Source organism: Bradyrhizobium sp. CCBAU 53338, assembly GCF_015291665.1.
Classification (GTDB): Bacteria; Pseudomonadota; Alphaproteobacteria; order Rhizobiales; family Xanthobacteraceae; genus Bradyrhizobium.
The window spans coordinates 5363381-5388679 of sequence record NZ_CP030048.1 but is presented as its reverse complement, the minus strand read 5'-3'; the positions used below and the strand labels follow the sequence as shown (position 1 = coordinate 5388679).

The 25299-nt window shown below is 64.2% G+C and carries 23 protein-coding genes; 18 read left to right on the top strand and 5 right to left on the bottom strand.

The features are described from left to right. Positions 1-5: 5 nt before the first annotated feature. From XH90_RS25295 to XH90_RS25285, 3 genes are all read left to right on the top strand, one after another. Entirely contained in the window at positions 6-1001 is a 996-nt protein-coding gene (locus tag XH90_RS25295; protein WP_194477028.1) for a TRAP transporter substrate-binding protein, read from the top strand. Between the two features lie 147 nt (positions 1002-1148). After that, positions 1149-1715 carry a TRAP transporter small permease gene (locus tag XH90_RS25290; protein WP_194477027.1) on the top strand — a complete coding sequence of 189 codons (567 nt, stop codon included), beginning with the start codon at positions 1149-1151 and terminating at the stop codon, positions 1713-1715. Continuing rightward, positions 1712-3052, top strand: a complete 1341-nt coding sequence (locus XH90_RS25285; RefSeq protein WP_194477026.1) for a TRAP transporter large permease — start codon at positions 1712-1714, stop codon at positions 3050-3052. Before XH90_RS25290 ends, XH90_RS25285 begins: the two co-directional genes overlap by 4 nt. A 3-nt stretch (positions 3053-3055) precedes the next feature. Here XH90_RS25285 and XH90_RS25280 read toward each other — a convergent pair whose 3' ends face one another. Continuing rightward, positions 3056-3850, bottom strand: a complete 795-nt coding sequence (locus XH90_RS25280; protein ID WP_194477025.1) for an enoyl-CoA hydratase/isomerase family protein — start codon at positions 3848-3850, stop codon at positions 3056-3058. Positions 3851-4077: 227 nt separating this feature from the next. Here XH90_RS25280 and XH90_RS25275 point away from each other — a divergent pair, with 227 nt between their 5' ends. Then, entirely contained in the window at positions 4078-5298 is a 1221-nt protein-coding gene (locus XH90_RS25275) for an NAD(P)/FAD-dependent oxidoreductase (protein ID WP_194477024.1), read from the top strand. Here XH90_RS25275 and XH90_RS25270 read toward each other — a convergent pair whose 3' ends face one another. Both XH90_RS25270 and XH90_RS25265 read right to left on the bottom strand, forming a co-directional pair. Further along, entirely contained in the window at positions 5299-6213 is a 915-nt protein-coding gene (locus tag XH90_RS25270) for a ribokinase (RefSeq protein WP_194477023.1), read from the bottom strand. Positions 6214-6231: 18 nt separating this feature from the next. Then, positions 6232-7125, bottom strand: coding sequence for a sugar kinase (locus tag XH90_RS25265; protein WP_194477022.1), 894 nt, complete (start codon positions 7123-7125; stop codon positions 6232-6234). A gap of 207 nt (positions 7126-7332) precedes the next feature. On the opposite strand from XH90_RS25265, the gene XH90_RS25260 reads away from it, so the two are divergent. The 9 genes from XH90_RS25260 to XH90_RS25220 all read left to right on the top strand — a co-directional run bounded on the left by XH90_RS25260 (position 7333) and on the right by XH90_RS25220 (position 16758). Beyond that, positions 7333-8181, top strand: a complete 849-nt coding sequence (locus tag XH90_RS25260; protein WP_194477021.1) for a VOC family protein — start codon at positions 7333-7335, stop codon at positions 8179-8181. Positions 8182-8337: 156 nt separating this feature from the next. After that, complete coding sequence (locus XH90_RS25255) at positions 8338-8997, top strand: TetR/AcrR family transcriptional regulator (protein ID WP_194482800.1); 660 nt, start codon at positions 8338-8340, stop codon at positions 8995-8997. A 323-nt stretch (positions 8998-9320) separates the two neighbouring features. Further along, positions 9321-10130 (top strand): ABC transporter permease, encoded by an 810-nt coding sequence (locus XH90_RS25250; RefSeq protein WP_194477020.1) that lies wholly within the window; start codon positions 9321-9323, stop codon positions 10128-10130. Positions 10131-10181: 51 nt separating this feature from the next. Next, positions 10182-11174, top strand: a complete 993-nt coding sequence (locus XH90_RS25245; protein WP_194477019.1) for an ABC transporter substrate-binding protein — start codon at positions 10182-10184, stop codon at positions 11172-11174. Next, positions 11171-12019, top strand: coding sequence for an ABC transporter ATP-binding protein (locus tag XH90_RS25240; RefSeq protein WP_194477018.1), 849 nt, complete (start codon positions 11171-11173; stop codon positions 12017-12019). The genes XH90_RS25245 and XH90_RS25240 overlap by 4 nt, the downstream gene beginning before the upstream one ends. Positions 12020-12148: 129 nt before the next feature. Beyond that, entirely contained in the window at positions 12149-13546 is a 1398-nt protein-coding gene (locus tag XH90_RS25235) for a hypothetical protein (protein WP_194477017.1), read from the top strand. Continuing rightward, positions 13543-14694 (top strand): Gfo/Idh/MocA family protein, encoded by a 1152-nt coding sequence (locus XH90_RS25230; RefSeq protein ID WP_194477016.1) that lies wholly within the window; start codon positions 13543-13545, stop codon positions 14692-14694. Before XH90_RS25235 ends, XH90_RS25230 begins: the two co-directional genes overlap by 4 nt. A gap of 10 nt (positions 14695-14704) precedes the next feature. Further along, positions 14705-15895 carry a dihydrodipicolinate synthase family protein gene (locus XH90_RS25225; RefSeq protein WP_194477015.1) on the top strand — a complete coding sequence of 397 codons (1191 nt, stop codon included), beginning with the start codon at positions 14705-14707 and terminating at the stop codon, positions 15893-15895. Further along, positions 15895-16758, top strand: coding sequence for a sugar phosphate isomerase/epimerase (locus XH90_RS25220; RefSeq protein ID WP_194477014.1), 864 nt, complete (start codon positions 15895-15897; stop codon positions 16756-16758). Before XH90_RS25225 ends, XH90_RS25220 begins: the two co-directional genes overlap by 1 nt. Positions 16759-16876: 118 nt before the next feature. Here XH90_RS25220 and XH90_RS25215 read toward each other — a convergent pair whose 3' ends face one another. Both XH90_RS25215 and XH90_RS25210 read right to left on the bottom strand, forming a co-directional pair. Beyond that, a complete protein-coding gene (locus tag XH90_RS25215) occupies positions 16877-17554 on the bottom strand; it encodes a potassium channel family protein (protein ID WP_194477013.1) in 678 nt (225 codons plus the stop codon). A 6-nt stretch (positions 17555-17560) separates the two neighbouring features. Further along, positions 17561-18781: a cytochrome P450 gene (locus XH90_RS25210; RefSeq protein ID WP_194477012.1), complete on the bottom strand. Its 1221-nt coding sequence runs from the start codon at positions 18779-18781 to the stop codon at positions 17561-17563. 106 nt (positions 18782-18887) lie between these two features. Between XH90_RS25210 and XH90_RS25205 the strand changes: the two genes are divergently transcribed. From XH90_RS25205 to XH90_RS25185, 5 genes are all read left to right on the top strand, one after another. Then, entirely contained in the window at positions 18888-19430 is a 543-nt protein-coding gene (locus XH90_RS25205; RefSeq protein WP_194477011.1) for a phosphonopyruvate decarboxylase, read from the top strand. Then, positions 19427-20017, top strand: coding sequence for a thiamine pyrophosphate-dependent enzyme (locus XH90_RS25200; protein WP_194477010.1), 591 nt, complete (start codon positions 19427-19429; stop codon positions 20015-20017). The genes XH90_RS25205 and XH90_RS25200 overlap by 4 nt, the downstream gene beginning before the upstream one ends. A gap of 144 nt (positions 20018-20161) precedes the next feature. Further along, a complete protein-coding gene (locus XH90_RS25195; protein ID WP_194477009.1) occupies positions 20162-20863 on the top strand; it encodes a TetR/AcrR family transcriptional regulator in 702 nt (233 codons plus the stop codon). Between the two features lie 2 nt (positions 20864-20865). Further along, the gene (locus XH90_RS25190) at positions 20866-22059 is read left to right on the top strand and encodes an efflux RND transporter periplasmic adaptor subunit (protein ID WP_194482799.1); all 1194 of its coding nucleotides are present in this window, start codon (positions 20866-20868) and stop codon (positions 22057-22059) included. A gap of 68 nt (positions 22060-22127) precedes the next feature. Then, positions 22128-25223: a MexW/MexI family multidrug efflux RND transporter permease subunit gene (locus tag XH90_RS25185; RefSeq protein WP_194477008.1), complete on the top strand. Its 3096-nt coding sequence runs from the start codon at positions 22128-22130 to the stop codon at positions 25221-25223. Positions 25224-25299: the final 76 nt, after the last annotated feature.

Genomic DNA, 25299 nt, shown 5'->3' with positions numbered 1-25299 from the left:
AGACGATGATTGCACGATCCATGCGTGGGCTGGTGGCTGCGGCCGCCGTTCTGTTCGTCACGGGAGCCGGGGCACAGGAGGTGAAGCATTATCGCTTCGCCTATGACCAGCCCCGCAACACCGGCTATTCCATCGCCGGCGACCTCTTTGCCGACAAGCTCAAGGAATTGAGCAAAGGCACCATGATCATCGACCAGTATCCGGGCGCGCAACTCGGCCAGGAGCCGCAGGTGCTCCAGCTCGTGAAATCCGGCGACGTCGAATTCTCCATCGTCTCCTCGGCCAACACCGCGACGATCTCGCCGCAGGCCGGCGTGATGTCGCTGCACTATCTGTTCCGCGACGAGCAGCACGTGATCAAGGGGCTCGCCGATCCCCGCGTGTTCGAAGCGCTCAAGGCCATGATCGAGGAGACCACGCAGGGCTTGCACCTCATCGGAACGGGCTCGCAGGGCGTGCGCCACATGTACTCCAAGAAGGAGATCCACAATGTCGGCGACATCAAGGGCCTGAAGGTGCGCGTGCAGGCGACGGCGACCGAGGACACCATGTTCCCGGCCTATGGCGCCCAGACCGTGCACATGCCGTTCGGCAGCGTCTACACGTCGTTGCAAACAGGCGTGGTCGACGTCGCCGAGAACAGCATCAACGTCTACCTCGTCAACAAGCACTACGAGGTCGCGCCGGTGCTGAATATCACCGAGCACGAGGCCAACAACGCGCTGGTGTTCGTCTCCGACAAGCTCTGGCAGAGCCTCTCAGCCGAGCAGAAGGGCTGGGTGCAGACCGCGGCCAACGAGATCAGCACCAAGGAGCCGGCGAAGGCGTTCGACCTCGAGCGGAGCGCGGCCGAGAAGCTGAAGAAGATGGGGGTCAAGATCGTCGACAACGTCGACAAGAAAAGCTTCACGGCGATCGCCGATCCCTATCTCGACAAGCTCGCCAAGGAGCTCGGCCCGCATGCCGAGAAGATCAAGAACTTGATCCGGTCGATTAACTAGGCCGCGGTCTCCGTTACCCCCATGCGTCGTCCCGGCGAAAGCCGGGACCCATATTCCGCAGCGGTGCTTAGGGCACGGTGGCTGCCAGCTTGCTTTCATCATAACGGCCTGGGGCTATGGGTCCCGGCCTTCGCCGGGACGACACGGATGCCCATCGCCGACAAGCTCGTATTGCGACGCCAGCGCCATCTGAAATGGCGCTGGCTCGACTGGCTCGAGCTGACGCTCATGATCCTCTGCGGCGTGCTGTGCTTCGGCTTCTCGTTGTCGGTGACCGCCGACATCGTCACCCGCACCATCGGCCATCCCTGGCTGTGGCTGCAGGAAGTCACCTCGACGCTGTTCATCTACGCGATCTTCGTCGGCACCGCGGTGGCGACGCGGCGCAACGATCACCTCTACCTCACCGCGATTTCCGAGGCGATGCATGGCGCGCCCAGGGTCATCGTCGAGGTCATCATCCGCCTCATCGTGCTCGGCGTCGCCTTCTGCCTGATCTGGTATGGCTACCAGAACTATCTTCGCGGCTTCGGCAGTTTTCGTTTGCCCTCGGGCACGCCGATCGCCTCGCTTTACGCAATTATCCCATTGTCCGGCATCCTGGTCGGCCTGTTCACGATCGAGCAGCTCGTCAACGGCCTGCGCAACGGCTTTGATCATCCCGAAGCTCCGGACGAGGACGCCACCGAAACGCAGGCGAGGGCGCAGCCGTGAGCGCACCTGTCGTCCTGGCGTTGATGTCGATCTGCTTCCTCTCGTTCGGCTATCTCGGCGTGCCCGTGCCGTTCTCGCTGATGGCCGGCGTGTTCATCGGCGCTGTCCTGTCCGACGTCTCGCTCGCCGCGATCATCCAGAAGATTTTCGACGGCGTCGATTCCGAGGCGCTGCTGGCGATCCCGTTCTTCCTGCTGGTCGGCGAGCTCATGAGCTCGGCCAACGTGGTGGTGCGAATAGCCAACCTCTCGGTGTCGCTGGTCGGGCATATCAGGGGCGGGCTGTCGCAGGTCGTCGTCGTCTTCAGCATGTTCTTCTCGGAAATGTCGGGCTCGACCACGGCCGACGTCGCCGTGATGAGCCGCGCGCTCGGTGGCCCAATGAAGCGCGAGGGTTACGAGCCCGCCTTCATTGCCGCGATCATCGCGTCCGCCTCGACCATTGCGGCGCTGGTGCCGCCGAGCATCACGGCCGTGGTTTATGGCGCGGTGGGCAACGTCTCGATCGCCGGCCTGTTCATGGCGGGCGTGGTGCCGGGCCTGATGATCGGCTTCGGGCTGATGATCTACTGCTATTTCTTCGGCCCATCCGGTCTGCGCAAGCCGCGCGCGCCGCTGCGGCAGGTCGTGTTCGCGGCCGGCGACGCGGCCCTGCCGCTGATGATCCCCGTGATCCTGCTGGGCGGCATCCTGACCGGCTGGTTCACGCCGACGGAGGCCGGCGTCGTCGCCGTGGTCTGGATCATCCTGGTCGTGATCCCCGCGCTCAACCGCGGGCATTTCAGGAAGATCCCGTACGACTTTTGTTTGGCCGGCCTGATCTTCTCGCTGCCGCTGATCACCATCGGCGCGGCAAACGCCTTCGGCTGGATGCTCGCCTATCTGCGCGGCGCGAGCTACATCGCCGAGATGATCACCTCGATCGCGGGCCACGATCCGCATCTGATCATGCTGCTGATGGTGCTGCTGTTCACCGTGGTCGGCGACTTCATCGAGCCGGTGCCGACCATCATCATCTTCATGCCGCTGGTCAACACGCTGACGGAAGCCGGCGACATCAACGGCGTCCACATGGGCGTCGTGCTGATCGCGACGCTCGCCTTCGGGCTGATCACGCCGCCTTACGGTTTGGTGCTGCTGATGGCCTCGAAATTCGTCGGCATCAGCTTTGCGAAAGCGCTGCGCGCGGCGCTGCCGATCTATGTGGTGTTCTTCGCCACCATCGCGTTCGCGATCTATTTCCCCAGCGTGGTGCTGTGGCTGCCGCAGAAGGTGCTCCCGGAGTCGGTCGGCTGCTTCAAGTCGCCGGCGGGCACCGGCTACATCTGTCCGAAGTAGATGTCACTTGCCCTTGCTCGTGAACTTCTTCACGGCCACACGAAATTCCTCCGTGTTCATCGCCATGATGATCTTGTGCTCCTCGGCATCGAGCTGCTGCTTCACCGGCGTCGTCGCGGCCGCATAGACCAGCGATTTGGTGCCTGATATCGCAGCCGCCGGGTTCTGTGCCAGCCGTTCGGCGAGTTGCCGCGTCGCCGCCTTCAATTCGGCCGCGGGAACGGTCTTGGCGACGAGGCCCCATTCATGGGCCTGCTGCGCGGTAAAATTGTCCTCGGCCAGGAAGATCTGCAGCGCGCGGCGCGAGCCGACCGTGCCGACGATCCCGACCGTCGAGCCGCCATCCGGCGACACGCCGATCTTGGCGTAGGCCGGCGTGAACTTGGCATCATCGGCAGCGATGCAGAGGTCGGTGACGAAGGCGAGGCCCATCCCGGCGCCGGCCGCAGAGCCGTGCACGCTCGACAGCGAGATCTTCGGCATGCGCCTGATGATCTCGATGAAGGCATGATAGTGCTTGAGCAGCTCGCCGACGACCGGCGTCACGTTGTTGGCCTCGGCCGCAGCACCGATCGTCTGCAGATCGCCGCCGGCCGAAAACGCGCGGCCCTCGCCCTCGATCACCAACACCTTGATGGCGTCGTCGCCCTCGATATGGGCCGCGAGCTGTTCCAGCTTCTGCGCGATCGCAAGGTTGATCGAGTTGAACGCGGCAGGGCGGTTGAGCGTGATGGTCGCGATCGGGCCGTCGATCCGCAGCAGCGCGGGGTCGTCGGGCTTGGAGACGGGAGCTGTCATCGGAAAAATCCCCGGCATGAGGTCTGTTGCTGCAACTAAATCGCAGAAGGGCGGAGGAGACAATCCCCAGGTGCCGCCCCTTGCGCGCGGCGGAATGATCGGCTCAAATGGGGCTGCCTTCGTTTAGGGACGGACACGAGCGCCGGCTCCTCCTAGGCTAGCCAAGCCAGATCAGAGAGAGGAGACGACATGGGTGATGCTCGTGTCTTGCGGAAATGGGCTGTCCAATGACGGAAGGTCCTGTCATCATTGTCGGTGCCGGCCATGGCGGCTACCAGGTCGCTGCATCCCTGCGGCAGGCGGGTTTTGCGGATCGCATCTGCCTGATCAACGACGAGGCGCATCTGCCCTATCAGCGGCCGCCTCTGTCCAAGGCCTACATCAAGGGCTCGGCGGGGCCGGAGAGCCTGATGTTCCGCCCCGAAAAATTCTACCAGGACCAGAAGATCGAGCTGATCTCGGGCCGCGCCGTGTCGACCGATCGCGCGGCGCGAAAAGTTCTGCTCGCCTCCGGCGAGACGCTGCCCTACGGCCATCTCGTGCTGGCGACCGGCGCGCGCAACCGGCTGCTCGATCTGCCCAACGCCAATCTGCCTGACGTGAAATATTTGCGCATCCTCGACGAGAGCGAGTCGCTCAGGCAAATCATGCCGTCGAAGACGCGCGCCGTGATCATCGGCGCCGGCTTCATCGGCCTCGAATTCGCCGCCACCGCGCGGATCAAGGGCCTCGAGGTCGACGTGCTCGAGCTCGCCCCCCGCGTGATGGCGCGCGCGGTGACGGCGGAGGTCTCGGAATATTTCCAGGCCCGGCACCGCGAGGCCGGCATCCGCATTCACCTCGGCGTGCAGGCAACGTCGATCGAGGCCGAGAACGGCAAGGTCACCGGCGTCTCCTTGAGCGACGGACGGCATCTGCCCGCCGACCTCGTCGTGGTCGGCGTCGGCGTGCTGCCGAACATCGAGCTTGCGGCCGAGGCGGGGCTTCCCGTTGCCGCCGGCATCATCGTCGATGAGTATCTGTCGACGGCCGATCCCGACATCTCTGCGATCGGCGATTGCGCGCTGTTCGCGAGCCCCCGCTTCGGCGGCTCGCTGCGGCTGGAGTCCGTGCAGAACGCCACCGACCACGCCCGCTGCCTCGCGGCGCGGCTGACCGGCGACAGGAAGGCCTATGACGGCCATCCCTGGTTCTGGAGCGACCAGGGCGACGACAAGCTCCAGATCGCGGGCCTCACCACCGGCTACGACCGCGTCGTGCTGCGCGGCGATCCCGCCAGGAAGGCGTTTTCGGCGTTCTGCTATCACGGCGATAGATTGCTCGGCATCGAGTCCGTCAACCGCGCCGGCGATCACATGTTCGGTCGCCGCTTGCAGGCGATGGACCGCTCGATCACGCCGGAGCAGGCCGCGGATGAAAGCTTCGACCTGAAGAGCGCGCTGGCCTGATCAGCCGGCGCCGAGCACTGCGGCCACTTCCGCGGCCGTCGGCATCGAGGGACCTGCGCCCATGCGCTGCACGCTGATCGAGGCGGCGGCGTTGGCGAAGGCGAGGGCTGCGCGCAAAGGCACGCCGTCAGCGAGTTGCGATGCGAGCGCGCCAACGAAGCAATCGCCGGCGCCCGTCGTGTCGACCGCCTTCACCGCGCGGCCGGGCACGGCGAATTCCTCGCGGGCCGCGAGCGCGAGCACGCCGCGTTTGCCCAGCGTGATGCAGATGGTCTGGTCCGCGCGCGCCTGAAGCTGTCGCGCCACCGCAAAGATCTTCGCGGCCTCGTCGCCGTCGCTGAGTTCGGCGCCCGCGAGGAAACCAAGCTCGGTCTCGTTCAGCACGAGAATGTCGACCAGTGCGAGCAGCTCACCGGACATCTTTTGCGCGGGAGCCGGATTGAGCACCGTCGTCGCCCCGGCCGCGCGCGCCCGTTGAAAGAACGCCGCAATCGTCGGCAGCGGGATCTCGAACTGGCTGACGGCGACATCGCCCTTCGTCAGCGGCACGTCCGCGACGTCGTCCGCGCCGACCAGCGCATTGCTGCCGGGAATGACGACGATGGTGTTGTCGGAGGCCGCGACCGTGATGATCGCGGTGCCGCTATGCGTGTTGGCCTCGCGCACGGAGCCGAGATCGACGCCCTGCGCGCCGAGAAACGCCCGAAGCTCGGCCCCGAACGCGTCCCTGCCCAGCCGCCCGATCAGCGTCGTCTTCGCGCCGAGCCTGGACGCCGCGACAGCCTGGTTTGCGCCCTTGCCGCCCGGGAAATACAGCACCTCGCGGCCTGCGACGGTCTCGCCGACTTTTGGATGGCGATCGGCGGTCGCCACCACATCCATGTTGATGCTGCCGGCAACGAAGACGCGCCCCATGACCCACCCTTGCGAAGCTTAGACTCGAACTTCGAACTCGTGCCTGACTTTGGCGATGTCCACAAGGGTCGGTAGACCCGCCTCGTTGCCGAGACGCTGGATCTTGAAGGTCGAGGCGGCCCGGGCGAAATCAAAATGCTCGCGCCAGCTTTTGCCCGGGTGGGCCAGATAGGAATAGACATAGGCGCCGTGGAAGACATCGCCCGCGCCGTTGGTGTCGATCACGCGCTCGCGCGGGATCGGCATCGCCGGCATCACTTGCACCGTCCCGGTTTCGTCGTACCAGAGCAGGCCCTTCTCGCCCATGGTGACGCCGCCGATCTTGCAGCCGCGGCCCTTGAGGTAGTCGAGCATCTTCTCCGGCGTCAGGTCCATCTGCTCGCAGAGACGTTCGGCGACGATGGCGACGTCGATGTATTCCAGCAGCTCATGCGTGTTGGTGCGCAGGCCGCCGCCGTCGAGCGAGGTCAGGATGCCGGCCTCGCGGCAGACTTTTGCATAGTGAATCGCCGCATCGGGCTGATGGCCGTCGACATGCAGCGCGCGGCAGCCGCCGAGATTGAGCATCGGGAAGGGATGGATGTGCTCGTCGTCGCGGCAGCGGACGATGGCGCGCTTGCCGTCCTTCGGCATGATGAAGGACAGCGAGGACTGGTTCACCTTCCGCCCGTGCAGTGAGATCGCGTATTTCGCGCACATGTCCTGGAACATGCGGCCCAGCCAGTCATTGGCCGCGGTGGCGATCAGATCCGGCACGATGCCGAGCTTGGCGCAGCAGAACGCGGCCGTGACCGCATTGCCGCCGAAGGAAACCGCATAGTCCGTTGCCACGTGCTTTTCGTCGCCGGTCGGCATGTGGTCGGTGATGAAGACGACGTCGATATAGGTCTGTCCGATAAAGAGAGCCTGCATTGCTTGTCCGTGATGCGCTGGGTGGTCCCGGCCGGCGCGGTTACTCTAGCACCGGTTCCGCGCGGAGAACGCGGAAATTATTCGCAAAACCGCCCTGAAGCGCTTGAGGTCGGCATGGCGCCGGAATACGACCATGTCAGGCCCGTGCCAAGCCCTGACATTTGCCGTTGTCCGGGCATGGTTCCAGGTCGATCAAAAGGGACAAGCATGATCACCGGCCTCGATCACATCGTTGTTCTCGTCAAGGATATCGGTGCGGCCAAGGCGGCCTATCAGACGCTGCTCGCCCGCGCGCCGGCCTGGCAGAATTCCGGCGAGGGCGCCGACCGCGTGCTGTTCACCCTCGAGAACATGACCATCGAATTGATGGCGCCGAGCGGCTTTACCGCGACGGCCGACCGGATGCGCGCGCTGCTCGACGACCAGGAGGGCATGCTCGCCAGCCTGTGCTTTCGCGTCGCTGACATGGGCAGGATGCACCGGCGGCTGGACCGTGTGGCGCTGAAGCCTGACCCGATTGCCGAGGTCGAGAGCAGCGACGATGTATCGGGTGCGTCCCTGCACTGGAAGCGCACGCGGGCCGCGACCGAACTGACGCGCGGCGTCCGCATGTTCTTCCTCGAACTCGCCGAGGAGCGTCCGAAGTCGGTGGCTTCAGACTTCGCGCCGATCGACGGGCTCGATCACGTCGTCATCACGACGGAGGATTCCGATCGCGCCGCTGCGCTCTACGGCGCACGGCTCGGGCTCGACCTCGCGCTCGACCGCTCGCACCATGACTGGGGACAGCTGATGTTCTTCCGCTGCGGCGACCTCATCGTCGAGGTGGTGCGCCGCCCCGTGGCGGGCGGGGACTCCCAGCATGACCGGCTCTGGGGCCTGAGCTGGCGCGTCGCCGACATCGACGCCACCCGCGCCCGCCTGATCGCCGCCGGCCTCGACGTCTCCGAAGTGCGCAACGGACGCAAGCCGGGCACGCGGATCATGACGGTGCGCAGCGGCACCTGCGGGATCCAGACCGTGCTGCTGGAGCGCTCGCCGAAGCCGGTGGAGTAGGGCGCTGCTCTTTCCTCGTCGTTGCTTCGTCGCAAGGGCTCCTCGCAATGATGGCGGGAGCGTGGTACATCACGTGCCGTAAGCACCCAGCGAGCACCCGGTTTGACGAAGGCAACGGCAAAGCGAACCCTGAAATGGCAGCGCGACCCCGAGGGGATGCGGCTGCGCATTCTCGAGGCGGCCAAGCAGGAGTTTTCCGCTCACGGGCTCGCCGGCGCGCGTGTCGACCGCATCGCGGCCAAGGCCGGCGCCAACAAGCGCATGCTGTACTACCATGTCGGCAACAAGGACGACCTCTACCTCGCGGTGCTCGAAGGCGCCTATGACAAGATCCGCAGCGAGGAGCGGGGGCTGGATCTCGAACATCTCGATCCGCCCGAGGCGATCAGGCGGCTGATCGAATTCACCTGGGGCTACTTCCTGCGCAATCCGGAATTCCTGTCGCTGCTCCAGACGGAAAACCTTGCGCGCGCAAAACATCTGAAGCGCTCGACCAAGGTCAAGTCGATGCACTCGCCCTTCGTCGAGATGATCGGCACCGTGGTGCGGCGCGGCGTCCACAGCGGCGATTTCCAGGTCGCGGTCGACCCGGTGCAGCTCTACATCTCGATCGCGGCGCTCAGCTTCTTCTATCTCTCCAACTCGGCAACGCTCAGCGTGATCTTTGGTCGTGACCTGATGGCCAAGGACGCAAAGGACGAGCGCCTTGCGCACATGGTCGGCCTGGTGCTGGCCGCGCTGACGGGACGGTCGGCCGCACTGTTCGAGGTCGCCAAGGCGCCGAAGTCGCGCGCCACGGTGGCGCAGACGGCTTAAGGCTTGCAGCTTCGCTCCCCGCGCCGCTGAGTTTGTTGCGCATCCTTCCCCATCGTCGTCCTGGCGAAAGCCAGGGGACCCATACCGCGTGATCTATCGATGGCGTGCGGTGCTAGTCCCTACCGGCCTTCGCCAAATTCCTAACTGGGGTAATGGGTCGTGGCTTTCGCCAGGACGACACCGAGGATTTGGCGCTGCCATCAATTCCAAATGCCGCCAAACCCACCGGAACCCGCCGCAAAACGTCACAGGGAAACCTCTGGACAGTATTTATCCAACGGGTTAATTTCTCCCCGAACGAAGAAGACGACCGGGAGTGAAGCGTGGCTGAACTGAAGCCGCAGGGTGCGGTGTCCAAGATGCTGAATGCGGCCTGGGTGCGGCCGTTTCTGTTTCTGGTTTTCATCGTCGTGGCCTGGGATCTCGCGATCCGGCTGTTCAAGATCCCTGCCTACCAGATCCCGGCGCCGGCCGACGTCGTCGCGGTGCTCCGCTCCGACTGGCCGGAACTGCTGCGCCAGTGCTGGCCGACGACCTATGCGACCGTCTGCGGCTTCCTGCTGTCGGCGCTGTTCGGCATTCCCGTCGCCATGCTGATCGCGGGCTCGAAGACGGTCGAAAGCTACGTCTATCCGCTCTTGGTGTTCTCCCAATCCGTGCCGAAGATCGCGATCGCGCCGCTGTTCGTGGTGTGGTTCGGTTTCGGCATTATTCCTAAAGTCATCTCGGCCTTTCTGCTCGGCTTCTTTCCCGTCGTGGTCTCGGCGGTGCAGGGCTTCAAGTCGGTCGATCCCGATATGGTCGATCTCGCCCGCGCCATGCAGGGCAGCCGCTTTCAGGTGTTTTGCGCGGTGAACCTGCCGCATGCGCTGCCCGCGATCTTCTCCGGCCTGAAGGTCTCGGTGACGCTCGCCGTGGTCGGCGCCGTCGTCGGCGAGTTCGTCGGTTCCAATTCCGGTATCGGCTATGTGATGCAGCGCTCGATCGGCACGTTCGACCTGCCGACGATGTTTGCAGCCCTCGTCATCCTCGCACTGCTCGGCGTCATCCTGTTCTGGATCGTCGACCGGATCGAGAAGCTGATCATTCCCTGGCATGTCAGCCAGCGGGAGGACGTGATTTTCGCTTCTTAACTTCAAGCAACGGCCAACAACGGCCGAACATAAAGACAAGGGAGAGTGACGATGAAGCGGTGGATTGGGGCTGCATCCGTGGCGCTGATGACGTTTGCAGTTTCGCCGGCGCAGGCGGCCGACAAGGTCGTGCTGATGCTGAACTGGTACGTCTATGGCGAGCACGCGCCGTTCTATTACGGCAAGGCCAAGGGCATTTACGCCGCCGAAGGCATCGACCTCGAGATCCAGGAAGGTCGCGGTTCGGCCGCGACCACGCAGGCCGTCGCCGCCAAGACCGCCGATTTCGGCTATGTCGACGTGCCCACCATGATGCGTGCCGCGATCAAGGGCGCGCCCGTGATTGCGACCGGCGTGCTGCTGCAGACCTCACCGATGTCCGCGATGGGGTTTGCCGACAAGAACATCAGGAAGCCCGAAGACATCAAGGGCAAGACGGTGGCGATCACGCCGGCCGATTCCATGACCCAGATCTGGCCGCTGTTCCTGAAGAAGACGGGCCTGAAGGAAAGCGATTTCCAGACGGTTGCCGGCGACGGCCAGACCAAGCTCAACGCCGTCATCAACGGCCAGGCCGATCTCTTGCTCGGCTACGTCATGGACCAGTCGATGAAGATCAAGGACGCGACGGGGAAGGACGTGTTCCCGATCAAGTTCGCCGACTACGGCATCAACATGGTCTCGTCAGGCATCATCGCGAACACGGACTACGTTAATGCCCATGCCGATCTCGTCCGCCGCTTCATGTCGGCGACGACCAAGGCGGTGGAAGCTGCCGAGAAGGAGCCTAGGGCTGCTGCTCAGTCGATCCTCGATGCCAACCCCAAGGGCGGCAAGATCGATACGCTGACGCAGGGCTTTGAGCTGACCATTCCGCTCTACCGGACCGCGGAGACCAAGAGCAAGCGGCCGTTCCAGGTCACCGACCAGAACATGACCGATAGCGTCAACCTGATGGTCGAATATGGCGGGCTCGATGCAAAGGCAAAGGAGAACCCGAAGGCCTTCTACACCAACGATTATCTGCCGAAGAGTGGCTCGTGAAACCAGCGACTGTATCGAATGAAACCGTGCAGCCCGCCGCCCATCTCCGATTGGTGAGCGACCGGGCTGCCGGCGATGCGTCGGGCATTCATCTGTCCGGCGTGTCCAAGACCTACCGGACGCGCGACGGCGATGTGCCGTCGCTGCGGCCGCTCGACTTCCACATCAACGACGGTGAGTTCTTCGTCGTGGTCGGCCCATCCGGCTGCGGCAAGTCCACGCTGCTCAAGCTGATCTCGGGCCTGCTGCCGCCGACGACGGGCGAGGTTTTGGTCGAGGGCGAGAAGGTGACGAAGCCGCACGGCAATGTCGGCATCGTCTTCCAGAACGCGCTGCTGCTGCCCTGGCGCAACATCCTCTCCAACGTGATGCTGCCGATCGACATGAAGCGGCTGCCGCGGGACGAATATCTCGCGCGCGCAAAGGCGCTGTTGAAGCTCGTTGGGCTCGAAGGGTTCGAGAAGAAGCTGCCCTGGCAGCTCTCCGGCGGCATGCAGCAGCGCGCCTCGATCTGCCGCGCGCTGGTGCACGATCCCAGGATCATGCTGATGGACGAGCCGTTCGGCGCCCTCGATGCGCTGACGCGCGAGCGCATGAATGTCGAACTGATGCGGATCCAGCGCGAGACCAGGAAAACGGTTTTGCTGATCACGCATTCGATTCCGGAGGCCGTGTTCCTCGCCGACCGCGTGCTGGTCATGACCGAACGGCCCGGCGCGATCGCAGCGATCTACGACGTGCCGCTGCCGCGCCCACGCTCGCTCGACGTGATGGCGGACCCTGTTTTCACCGAACTCGTGCAACGCATCCGCAAGCATTTCTTCTCGCAAGGGACGTTGGATTAGGGCGATGAGAGCAGCTCGAACTTTCAGAGCGTCATGGCCGGGCTTGACCTGGCCATCCACGTCTTGCCCCGCGCGACAAAGAACGTGGATGCCCGGGACAAGCCCGGGCATGACGACCTTCATAGGATCATGTCCGTGCGGCTGAAGCTGCGAGATATCGCCTTCTTCGAACGTCCCGTGCATTTCGCGCGGCCGTTCCGCTTTGGCGCGATCACGATCAACGCGACGCCCCAGCTGTTCGTGAGGGTCGAGATCGAGGTCGAAGGGAAGGGCGTCGCCGTCGGCGCGAGCGCCGAGTTGCTGGTCCCCAAATGGTTCGACAAGCGGCCGGAACTGTCGCCGGCGCAGACGGTCGACGGCTTGCGGCGCTCGCTGGAGATCGCGCGCGGGCTTTATCTCGCCCGGACCGGATTTCAGGCGGCGTTCGATCTGCATGCCTCGTGCATTGGGGCGCAGATCGCGACCTGTGCGAAGAAGAACATTCCAGCGCTTGCCGCCGCCTACGGCCCGGCGGAGATCGACAAGGCGATCCTCGATGCGCTGCTGCGTGCCACCGCGACCAATTTCTTCGACGGGATGAATGGCAACATTGCCGGCATCGATGCGAGGCTCTCGCCCGACCTGAAGGACGCCGACCTCACGACGTTTCTCGCCGGTCGCAAACCGCTACCGCGCGTTGCGATTAGGCATACTGTCGGCCTCGACGACACTGTCGAAGGTAGGGGTGGTGTCGCCGATGCACACGAGAACGCCGGCGCTGGTCACTTCAAGCTCAAATTGTCGGGCGATCCAGCGGCTGACGCGGCACGGCTGGCGCGGATATCTGGGGAGCTCGACACGCTCGGCCGCGATTACAGGGTGACGCTCGATGCCAACGAGCAATATGCCGACCTTGCCGCGCTGCATGCACTGATCGACCGGCTCGATCGCGAGCCCGCGCTGCGGTCGATGTCATCGAGACTGCTCTATATCGAACAGCCGATGCCGCGCGACATCACAAGGCGAACGCCGCTCGGATCGCTCGCCGCGCGCGGCTTCATCATCGACGAGGCCGACGACTCCTACGATGCTTTCCCGGCGGCGCGGGCACTGGGCTATCGCGGCATTTCCTCGAAGTCCTGCAAGGGCCTCTACAAGTCCATCGTCAACGCAGCGCGCGCGGCGAAATGGAGCGCGAGCGGCGAAAAATTCTTCGTCACCGGCGAGGATCTGACCTGCCAGGCAGGTCTTGCCGTGCAACATGACCTCGCGCTCGGCGCCTTCATCGGTGTCACCCATGCCGAGCGCAACGGCCATCACTATGTCGACGGCTTTGGCGAGACGCCGGTGGCTGAAGCTGCGGCCTTCGCGGCCGCGCATCCCGATCTCTATGCCGATGCCGGGCAGGGCATCCGCCTTTCCATTCACGACGGCGATCTCCTGACGGGATCGCTTCATGGAGCGGGCTTTGCGACGTCGGTCCATCCGGACTGGTCGGCGCTTCGTCCGCTCGAACAGCCAAAATCGCTACAGGAGAATCTGGCATGACCACGCAACGCCTCGGCCTCATCATGAACGGCGTCACCGGCCGCATGGGGCTCAACCAGCATCTGATCCGCTCGATCGTCGCGATCCGCGACCAGGGCGGTGTCCGCCTGAAGAACGGCGACCGCGTCATGCCCGATCCAATCCTGGTCGGCCGCAGCGCCGAGAAGATCGAGGCGCTTGCGAAGCGCTACAACGTCACGCGCTGGACCACGGACCTCGACGCCGCGCTCGCCGACAAGAACGACACCATGTTCTTCGATGCCGCGACGACGCAGGCGCGGCCCGGTCTGCTGACCCAGGCGATCAATGCCGGCAAGCACGTCTATTGCGAGAAGCCGATCGCGACCAACTTTGAAGAGGCGCTCGAAGTCGTCAAGCTCGCCAATGCCAAGGGCGTCAAGCACGGCACGGTTCAGGACAAGCTGTTTCTGCCCGGCCTGAAGAAGATCGCCTTCCTGCGCGATTCCGGTTTCTTCGGCCGCATCCTCTCGGTGCGCGGCGAGTTCGGCTATTGGGTGTTCGAGGGCGGCTGGCAGGAAGCGCAGCGGCCGTCCTGGAACTACCGCGAGGAGGACGGCGGCGGCATCATCCTCGACATGGTCTGCCACTGGCGCTACGTGCTCGACAATCTCTTCGGCAACGTCCAGAGCGTGGTCTGCATCGGCAACACCGATATCCCCGAGCGTTTTGACGAGCAGGGCAAGGCGTACAAAGCGACCGCGGATGATTCCGCCTACGCGACCTTCCAGCTCGAAGGCGGTGTCATCGCCCACATCAACATGTCCTGGGTAACGCGGGTCTATCGCGACGATCTCGTCACCTTCCAGGTCGACGGCAGCCACGGATCGGCGGTCGCGGGCCTCACCGACTGCATGATCCAAGCGCGGCAGGCTACCCCGAGGCCGGTATGGAATCCCGACGAGAAGCGGCTGTACGATTTCTACGGCGACTGGCAGAAGCTGCCGGACAACGTCACCTACGACAACGGCTTCAAGGAGCAGTGGGAGATGTTCATCCGCCACGTCTACGAGGATGCGCCCTACAAGTTCACGCTGCTCGAAGGCGCCAAGGGCGTGCAACTCGCCGAATGCGCGATGAAGAGCTGGAAGGAGCGGCGCTGGATCGACGTCGCCCCGATCAAGGCCTGAGGAAGGACAGATGAACAAGCCCGTCCAGCCAATATCGTCCTTGTCGCTGAAGCTGCCGAAGGCCGATCGTTCGGTCGAGACCTATCGGCTCGCCGCCTCGCGCACGTTCCCCGCAAAGCTCGAAGGGCCCCTGAACCGCATTGCCTTCTCGGCCGTGCACACGGTGGCCGATCCCTTCGCGGACAACGATCCCTGGCTCTCGGTGGCCGTCGACTGGGACAAGACCATCGCCTTCCGCGAGCACGTCTGGGACCTCGGGCTCGGCGTCGCCGAGGCCATGGACACCGCGCAGCGCGGCATGGGACTGGACTGGCCGACGTCGCTGGAGCTGATCACGCGTTCGGTCGGCGCAGCCAAGCGTCGCAATGCGCTGGTGTTCTCGGGCGCCGGCACCGACCATCTCGCGGTCGAGGATGCCAGGAGTCTCGACGACGTGGTCCGCGCCTATGAGGAGCAGATCTCCGCCGTCGAAAAGGTCGGAGGCCGCATCATCCTGATGGCGTCGCGCGCGCTGGCAAAGCTCGGCCGCAACGCCGACGACTACGCCAAGGTCTACGATCGCGTGCTGTCGCAGGTCCGCGAGCCCGTCATCATCCACTGGCTCGGCGACATGTTCGATCCTGCGCTGACGGGGTATTGGGGCACAAAGAATCTCGACAAGGCGATGGACACGGCCGTCGCCATCATCAACGGCAACGCCGCCAAGGTCGACGGCGTCAAGGTCTCGCTGCTCGACAAGCAGCGCGAGATCGACATGCGCCGACGCCTGGACAAGCGCATCAGGATGTATACGGGCGACGACTTCAATTATGCCGAGCTGATCGCCGGGGACGAACAGGGCTTTTCGCACGCGCTGCTCGGCATCTTCGATGCCATCGCGCCGGCAGCGTCCTACGCGCTGTCGCGGCTCGCGGCCGGCGACGAGGCCGGTTTCCATGACGTGCTGGGGCCGACGGTGCCGCTGTCGCGCCACATCTTCAAGGCGCCGACGCGCTTCTACAAGACGGGCGTCGTCTTCATGGCCTATCTCAACGGCCACCAGGATCATTTCACCATGGTCGGGGGACAGGAAAGCGCGCGCTCGATGCTGCATCTGGCCGAGCTGTTCCGCCTCGCCGACCAGGCCGGCCTGCTCGCCAACCCTGAATTGGCGACGCGGCGGATGAAGACCGTGCTGGCCTCGCATGGACTGGACGCCTGATGCGCGATTTCTCGTCCGACCACCGCTGGCTGTCGCTGAACACCGCGACCGTCCGCAAGCAGGGTGATCTCATCCAGATCGTCAATGCCTGCGCCAGCCACGGCATCCGCGCCATAGATCCCTGGCGCGACCAGGTCGCTTCAGTCGGCCTCGATCGTGCTGTGCGCGCCGTGCGCGATGCGGGCCTCGAACTATCAGGCTATTGCCGCGGCGGCATGTTCACCTCTGATACCTCGCGCCGCGGCGAGGTGCGTGACGATAACAGGCGCTGTGTTGATGAGGCCAAGGCGCTGGGTGCACCCTGCATCGTTCTCGTCGTCGGCGGCCTGCCGCAATATTCGCGGCCGGGCAGCGAACCCTCGAAGGATATCGCTGCGGCACGCGGGCAGGTCGAGGAAGCGCTCGCCGACATGCTCGACTATGCCAGGCAGGCAAAGCTGCCGCTGGCGATCGAGCCATTGCATCCGGCCTATGCCGCCGATCGCGCCTGCGTGAACACGACGAAGCAGGCGCTCGACATCTGCGATCGGCTCGACCCTGATCGTACCGGAATGCTCGGCGTCGCGCTCGACGTCTATCACATCTGGTGGGATCCCGAGCTGATGAGCCAGATTGTCCGCGCCGGCAAGGATCGCCTGCTCGCGTTCCACGTCTGCGACTGGCTGGTGCCGACCAGGGACATCCTCAACGACCGCGGCATGATGGGCGACGGCGTCATCGACATCAAATCCGCTCGTGCTGCCGTCGAGGCGCAGGGCTTTGCCGGCTATTCGGAGATCGAGATTTTCTCGAACGAGTGGTGGGCCAAGCCCATGGACGAGGTGCTGCGCACCTGCATCGAGCGTCACCGGACGGTGGTTTAGCGGTTCTTGCGCGTGCCGCGCAGATTTGTGCGGCAAGTCAGATGCTTCGGCGGATCCACTAGCCAAGTTCCGCCGCCCCACGCTCTACTGTGCATGGGGTTGTTTTCGACTTTTGACTTCAGGAGTCCTGATTGCGGTGCTCGATCTCGAGCGTCACCAGCCGCGCCAGCAGCGTCGCCGGATAGAGCTGACCGAAGATCGCCTCCATGTTGCACAGGCTGCGCGCAACGGGGTGCAGCGGCGCGACGTCGCCATAGCCGGTCGTGGTCATCGTGGCGAAGCTGAAATAGATGACGTCGCTCGCAAGCTTGGGACTGTCCGTCACCTTCATGCTCACAAACGCAACCGGATCCAGCGAGCCGATGAAGACGTAAAGGGCGGAGAAGATCACCGCGATCGTCAGATAGAGCAGCACGGCGCCGATGACGCGATGGTAGGTCACGCGGCCGGGTGCGAAGGTCTGGCGCGCCACGGCCCAGGCCATCGTCGTTCCCACGATGAACCACGAGCCGGCAAACAGATTGAGGTCGAGAATGGATGGCGATCGGATCCGCAGGATCGCGCCTGTCACGATCATCGCAAGTGCGATCAGCATCGCGACGACCGCGACCGGGCTGCCCGATATCACGAAGATGCCGCAGACCAGCAGCAGCGCCAACACGAGCTCGGACACCTGGAATGCAAACAGCCCCAGCGCCTGCAGCGGTGAGATCACGAACATCATGATCACCAGCAGCACCGTCAGCACCGTCAGGGCCGGGTCGGCCCAGCGTTTGCGCAATTGATCGATCTTCATCACGCCTCAGCCGATTGAGCAGGGGACGCTCAGGAAGCCGCGAAACCTCACGCGCCCTCCGCGCACCGGCGGGCCGCTGACGGCATAGTCAGGGAAGCGCGCCAGGAATCGCGAGATCGCAATCGCGCCTTCGAGCCGCGCCAGCGCCATGCCGGCGCATTGATGCGCACCGGTGGCAAAGGCGAGATGTCGGTTGGGCGTGCGCGCGACGTCGAAGCGCTCGGGATCGGGAAACTGCGCGGGGTCGCGGTTGGCAGCGCCGATGCACAGCGTCACCGACGTGCCCGCTTCGAGCATCACGCCGCCGAGCTCGACCGGCTCGGTCGTCATGCGGTTGCCGAGCTGGTTCGAGCTTTCGTAGCGAAGGATCTCCTCCACTGCGGTCTTGATCAGATCAGGGTTGTCGATCAGCCGCAGCTTCTGCTCCGGATTCCGATCGAGCGCCACGAGACCGTTGCCGATCAGATTTGTCGTCGTCTCGTGCCCGGCATTGAGCAGGAAGATGCAGTTGTGCAGCAGCTCCTTCTCGGTCAGCCGCTCGCCGTTCTCTTCGCCCTGGATCAGGCGGGTCAGCACGTCACGATCGGGATTGCCCGGCTTCTGCCGCCGGCGCGCGACCAGCGTTTCGAGATAGGCCAGGAAATCCGTCACCGCCTTGTTGCCGCGCGCGGCCGCCTCGGGCGACACGACCGGCTCGAGCGCGCCAAGGATCGCCAGCGACCAGTCGCGCAGCGGCGTGCGCTCCTCGTGCGGCACGTCGAGCAGATTGCCGATCACCTCGATGGGGATCGAGGCGGCGAAATCCTCGATCAGCTCGCAATGCCCCTTGGCGGCGATGGCGTCGAGCAGACCGTCGACCAGCTTGACGATGTCGCCCTCCATGCCGGCGATCGCGCGCGGCGACAGCGCGCCCATGATCAGGCGCCGCACCCGAGTGTGCGCCGGCGGATCATTGAAGACGAGGCTGGTTGTGTGATGCTCGTAGAGCGGCGTGTCGCCGTATTTCGGCGCGAACTCGCGCTTCTTGTCGGAGCTGAACGACTTCGTGTTCTTGTAGGTGGCGACGAGGTCGTCGTAGCGCGTCAGGAATACGGTGCCACTCGCGAGCCGCTTGACCGGCTCGTTCTCCCGCAGTGCACGATAAGTCGGGTAGGGATCGTCGTAGAATTCGCTCGTCAGCTTCGCCAGATCGAAGCTGGCCGCCAATTCTTTCGCACTTGCGTTCATCCGCCATACTCGCCGGTTAAGCCCGATATGCCGTTTTCGCTCTTTCGAGCGTTGCACGTCACCGTCTACAGTCATGCCGTGATTTGCAAGCCGACCGGACAGGAAAATGCACGCCCGCGCTGACGCTGCCGACACGGCCCCGAGCTGGCCCGACGATATTTTCGCGACCTTGCAACGCTTCGACGTCCGGCAGGTAGCTTACGTGCCCGATGCCGGCCATTCGAAGCTGATCCAGCGCGTGCTGGGCTCCTCCACCATGCGCGGCATTCCGCTGACGACGGAGGAGGAGGGCGTGGCGCTGCTCGCCGGCGCCTGGACCGGCGGCCAGCGCGGCGTGCTTCTGATGCAGTCGAGCGGCGTCGGCAATTGCATCAACATGCTGTCGCTGATCCCGATCCTGCGCTTTCCGTTCCTCACGCTCGTGACCATGCGCGGCGAATGGGGCGAGTTCAATCCGTGGCAGGTGCCGATGGGCTCGACCGCGCAGGGCGTGCTCGAGCTCTCCGGCATCAAGGTGCTGCGCGCCTCGAACGCGGCGGAGGTGCCGGCTGTGCTCGAAGCCGCCACGGCGCAGGCCTACAACGCGCTCACGCCCACCGCCGTCCTGCTGTCGCAGCGCCTGATCGGCGCCAAGGTTTTCACCAAATGAGCAAGGCCAATCTCCTCGACCGCCGCCAGGTGGTCTCCGCGCTGCTTGCGGACCGCAAGGACGTCGTCGCGATCGGTGGCCTCGGTGCCTCGACCAACGACATCACTGCCGCCGGCGATCATGCCCGCAACTTTTACCTCTGGGGCGGGATGGGCGGGGCTGCGATGATCGGCCTGGGCCTGGCGCTGGCGCAGCCCAAACTCCCGGTGCTGGTCATCACCGGCGATGGCGAGATGCTGATGGGCATGGGCAGCCTTGCCACCATCGGCTTGCAGAAGCCATCCAACCTCTCGATCGCAGTGCTCGACAACGAGGCCTATGGCGAAACCGGCGGTCAGACCAGCCACACCTCGGCTGCTGCCGACCTCGTCGGCGTTGCCAGAGCCTGCGGCATCGCCGACAGCCGGGCGATCTCGACCATGGGCGAGGTGGAAGCCTTTGCCAAAGCCGTCCACGACCTCTCGGCGGGGCCCCGGTTTGCCAATGTGAAGATCGACAGCGCCAGCGTCGACCGGATCCTGCCGAGCCGGGATGGAACCTACATCGTCAACCGGATCCGCGGCGACCTCGGCTTCCAGCCAATCTGACGCCCACCCCGATCTGCCTCCCTGCGGGCGGCGTTCGCCCGTGCCGCGGTAACCTGTGACCAATTTCCAACGGTTTCTCACGCACTTAGGTTGCGATGCAGCATTCTGCTTGACTTTGGCGTGGGTGAGTGCTTACTCACTAACATGAGTTCATTGCGTATGACGAGCGACCTGAGGCGTCAATTGATCCTCGGAGCCGCGAAACGCTGCTTTGCCCGACACGGCTATAACGGCACCACGACCAAAAGCGTGGCGGCCGCCGCTGCCATTTCCGAGGCGCTGCTGTTCAAGCATTTCCCGTCCAAGGCGGCGCTCTATGCCGAAATCCTCAGCGACGAGTGCGAGGCGGACCCTGCGCTGACCGAACTGCTCGAGCGCGAGCCGTCGACGGCCACCCTGGTCGAACTGATCCGTGGCATGGTCCAGCATTTCCTGCTGATCGCCGACGGCCCCGACCAGGAAGAGGCCCAGCGCCTGCGACTGATGGCCACTAGTCATCTGGATGATGGCGAATTCGCTCGTTTGCTATATGCCAAGATCGAGACGCTGATCGGAGCGGTCTTCGTCGCCTCGCTCGAACGCGCGGTCGCCGCCGGCGATGCGCGGGCCTGTGGCAGTGAACCGCTCAACCTGTTCTGGTTTGCGCATCATACGGTGATCACCGCCGCGCTGACCAGGCTACCCTCCGTGCCCTGTCTTGCCTATGGCAGGGCGAACGATCTGGAGCGGCAGCTTTGTGAGTTTCTCCTGAGGGGTATCGGACTTAACGACGCCGCAATTGCTTCGCATTTGGGCCGCGATCAGGCCGCGGATGCGGGCAAGACGGCGATTGCAGAAAGCGCATGACAATGAACATCGTAGCCGAACACAAGATTTCGGGCGAACCGATCGACAGCAAGGCCCCCAAGCGTCCGGTCCGCCCGGTGCTCTGGTTCATCATCGTCGGCACGCTCCTGGCCGCGTTGGTCGGTGGCCTCGTCTGGTTCAACTATTTCCGTGGCCAGATGATCAAGCAGTTCTTCGCCAACAACAAGCCGCCGCCGACCCTGGTCAGTGCGGCCGAGGCGAAATCCGAGGTGGTGCCGAACCTGCTGACCGCGGTCGGTGGCCTCGCCGCCGTGCACCAGGTCGACGTCACCGCCGACGTCAACGGCCGCGTCACCGAGATCAAGTTCGAGCCCGGCACCCATGTCGAAGCCGGCACGCCGCTGGTGCAGCTGTTCGACGCGCCGGATCAGGGCGATCTCGCCAACTACAAGGCACAGGCAACAGTCGCGCAGCTGTCGCTGGATCGCGCCAAGCAACTGGCCTCGCGCCAGTTCGGTCCGCAGGCGACCGTCGATTCCGCGCAGGCCGCCTACGACCAGGCGCTGGCCGGCATCGCCAAGACCGAAGCGCTGATTTCGCAGAAGCTCGTCCGCGCGCCGTTCTCCGGCGACCTCGGCGTCCGCAAGGTCGAGGTTGGCCAGTATCTGACGGCCGGCACGGCGATCGTCTCGCTGACCGATCTGTCGCAGCTATGGGCGAACTTCACGGTGACGGAGAAGGATTCGGCCAGCCTCAAGGTCGGCCAGTCGGTCCGGCTGAAGGTCGACGCCTATCCGGGCCGTACCTTCGACGGCAAGATCACCACGATCGAGCCGCAGATCGCCGCCGACACGCGCAACATTCGCGTGCAGGCAACGATTGCCAACCCCGAGAAGATCCTGAAGCCGGGCATGTTCGTGACCACCACGGTGGTGCTGCCGGACAAGCCGGCTGTGATCACCGTTCCGGAGACGGCCGTCGACTACACGCTGTACGGCGACTCCGTGTTCGTGATCACCGAGAAGCAGGGAGAGGACGGCAAGACCAGCCTGAACGCGGTGCGCACGTTCGTGCAGACCGGCAACCGGGTCAATGGCCGCGTCGAGATCATCAAGGGCTTGAAGGTGGGCGACAAGGTCGTCGCCGTCGGCCAGCTCAAGCTGCAGTCGGGCGCTGCTGTCGCGATCTCGACCGACCCCGCTCCGCAGATCCCTGCGCAGCCGCCGCGCTACTGACAAGACACTCACGTGATCCGGCTTGGCCGGGTCACGTTTCTTGAGACAAAGAAATCGAGATCGCCGCGATGGCCTTTACTGATATTTTCATCAAGCGCCCGGTTTTGTCGGTCGTTGTCAGCCTGCTGATCCTGCTGATCGGCCTGCGCGCGGCGATGGTGCTGCCGATCCGGCAATATCCGAAGCTGTCGAACACGGTCATCAACATCACGACCGTCTATCCCGGCGCATCGGCGGACCTGATCCAGGGCTTCATCACGACGCCGATCGAGCAGGCGGTCGCTTCCGCCGAGGGTGTGGACTACATCACCTCGTCTTCGGTGCTCGGCACCTCGACGATTCAGGTCTACATCAAGCTGAACTTCGACCCGAACCAGGCGCTCACCGAGGTGCTGGCCAAGACGAACTCGGTCAAATACCTGATCCCGAAGGAGTCCAACGACCCGATCGTCACCAAGACCACGGGACAGACCACGGCCGTGATGTATCTCGGCTTCTCGTCCGAGGAGCTGTCGGGCTCGGCGATCTCGGACTATCTGACGCGCGTGGTGCAGCCGGTGTTGTCGACCGTCGACGGCGTCGCGTCGGCCGACATCCTGGGCGGCCAGACCTTCGCGATGCGGCTGTGGCTTGATCCGGTGAAGATGGCCGGCCGCAACGTCTCGCCGGCCGACGTCGCCGCCGCGATCCAGGCCAATAACTTCCAGTCTGCGGCAGGCCAGACCAAGGGCTATCTCATCGTCTCGAACGTTTCGACGAATACGGGCCTGACCGACGTCAACCAGTTCAAGAAGATGATCGTCAAGGCCAAGGACGGCGGCTTCGTGCGCATGGAGGACATCGCCACCGTCGAGCTTGCCGCGCAGAGCACGGATGCGAGCGTGGCCTTCAACGGCGAGCACGCGATCTTCATCGGTGTGCAGGCAACGCCGCAGGGCAACCCACTGACGCTGGTCAAGGGCGTGCGCGCGCTGTTCCCCGAGCTCGAGCGCAATCTGCCGCCGTCGATGAAGATGAAGGTCGCTTACGATTCGACCAAGTTCATCCAATCCTCGATCGACGAGGTGGAGAAGACGCTGGGCGAAGCGGTGCTCATCGTGATCGTGGTGATCTTCCTGTTCCTGGCCTCGCTTCGTTCGGTCGTCATTCCTGTCGTCACCATTCCGCTGTCGATGATCGGCGTCTGTACCCTGATGCTGGCGTTGGGCTTCAGCTTCAACTTGCTGACCCTGCTCGCGATGGTGCTCGCCATCGGCCTCGTGGTCGACGACGCCATCGTGGTGGTGGAGAACATCCACCGCCATCTGGAGGAGGGGAAGACACCGGTCCAGGCGTCGCTGCAAGGCGCGCGCGAGATCGTCGGTCCGGTCGTGTCGATGACCATCACGCTCGCGGCGGTGTATGCCCCGATCGGCTTCCTCGGCGGCCTTACCGGCTCGCTGTTCCGCGAATTTGCCTTCACGCTCGCGGGCTCGGTGATCGTGTCGGGCGTGATCGCGCTGACGCTGTCGCCGATGATGTGCTCGGTGCTCCTCAAGAACACCGAGGAGGGCCGCTTCGCCAAGCTCGTCAACAGGGTGTTCGGCGCGCTGACGCGCTGGTACGGCCGCAGGCTCGACCGCTCGCTCGACTACAAGGCCATCACCGGCCTGTTCGCCGTGACGATCCTCGGACTGGTCGGCTTCCTCTATATGCACACGTCGAAAGAGCTGGCACCGGAGGAAGACCAGGGCATCGTGTTCGCGGTGACCAAGGCGCCGAAATACGCCAACATCGACTATGTCGATTTCTACGGCGACAAGCTCGACAAGAAATTCCAGAAATTCCCCGAGACTGATCTGCGTTTCGTGCTGAACGGCATCAACGGTCCCCAGGGCGGCATCGCCGGCATGCTGCTCAAGCCGTGGGACGAGCGCAAGCGCTCGTCGATCGCGCTGAAGCCGCTGGTCCAGGCCGAGCTTTCCAAGATCGAGGGCGTGCAGGCGTTCGCATTCAACCTGCCGCCGCTGCCGGGCGGACCGGGCGGTCTGCCGGTGCAGATGGTCATCAGCTCCACCGCGGGCTTTCAGACCGTCTATGAGCAGATGGAGAAGCTGAAGGACGCCGCGCGCAAGAGCGGCATGTTCATCGTCTCCGACAGCGACCTCGCCTATAACCAGCCGAACGTCGAGGTCACGATCGACCGCACCAAGGCGCAGGATCTCGGCGTCAACATGCAGAACCTCGGCTCCACGCTCGCGGTCCTGCTCGGCGGCAACTACATCAACCGCTTCAATCTCCAGGGCCGTTCGTACCAGGTGATTCCGCAGGTGCCGCGCGGCGAGCGCCTCTCGCCGGAATCGCTCGGCGGCTATTACGTGACGACCAACACCGGACAGCAGCTCCCGCTGTCGACCGTGGTCTCGATCAAGACCAAGACCGATCCGAACTCGCTGACGCACTACAATCAGCTCAACTCGGCGACTTTCTCGGCCGTGCCGATGCCCGGCGTGACCGTCGGCGCCGCGGTCGACTTCCTCGAGGGCGAGGCCAAGAAGCTGCCGCAGGGCTTCAGCCACGACTATCTCGCGGATTCCAGGCAGTACGTGCAGGAAGGCAACCAGCTCGCGATCACCTTCGGGTTCGCGCTGATCATCATCTTCCTGGTGCTGGCCGCGCAGTTCGAAAGCTTGCGTGATCCGTTCGTGATCATGATCTCGGTGCCGATGGCGATCGTCGGCGCGTTGATCCCGCTGTTCTTCGGCGTGGCGACCATGAACATCTACACCCAGGTCGGTCTGCTCACCCTGGTCGGCCTCATCACCAAGCACGGCATCCTCATGGTGGAGTTCGCCAACGAGCTCCAGGTCAACGAACGGCTCGACCGCCGCTCGGCCATCGAGATGTCGGCCCGCATCCGTCTGCGGCCGATCCTGATGACGACGGCTGCGATGGTCACCGGCCTGATCCCGCTGCTGACGGCAACCGGCGCCGGTGCGGCCAGCCGCTTCTCGATCGGCCTCGTGGTCGTCGCCGGCATGTCGATCGGCACGCTGTTCACCCTGTTCGTGCTGCCGGCGGTTTACGTCGTGCTGGCGACCGACCATCGCGCAGCCGCCGATTCAGAGCGGAACAAGCAGGTGAACGAGATCGACCTCGACGCCAAGGCGCTGCGGACGACCTGACGCGAGAGCGCAATTTGCGTGCGAAGCGGCAACAGCCATCGCTGTTGCCGCTTTTTTTTGTCGTGCATTATCCCGT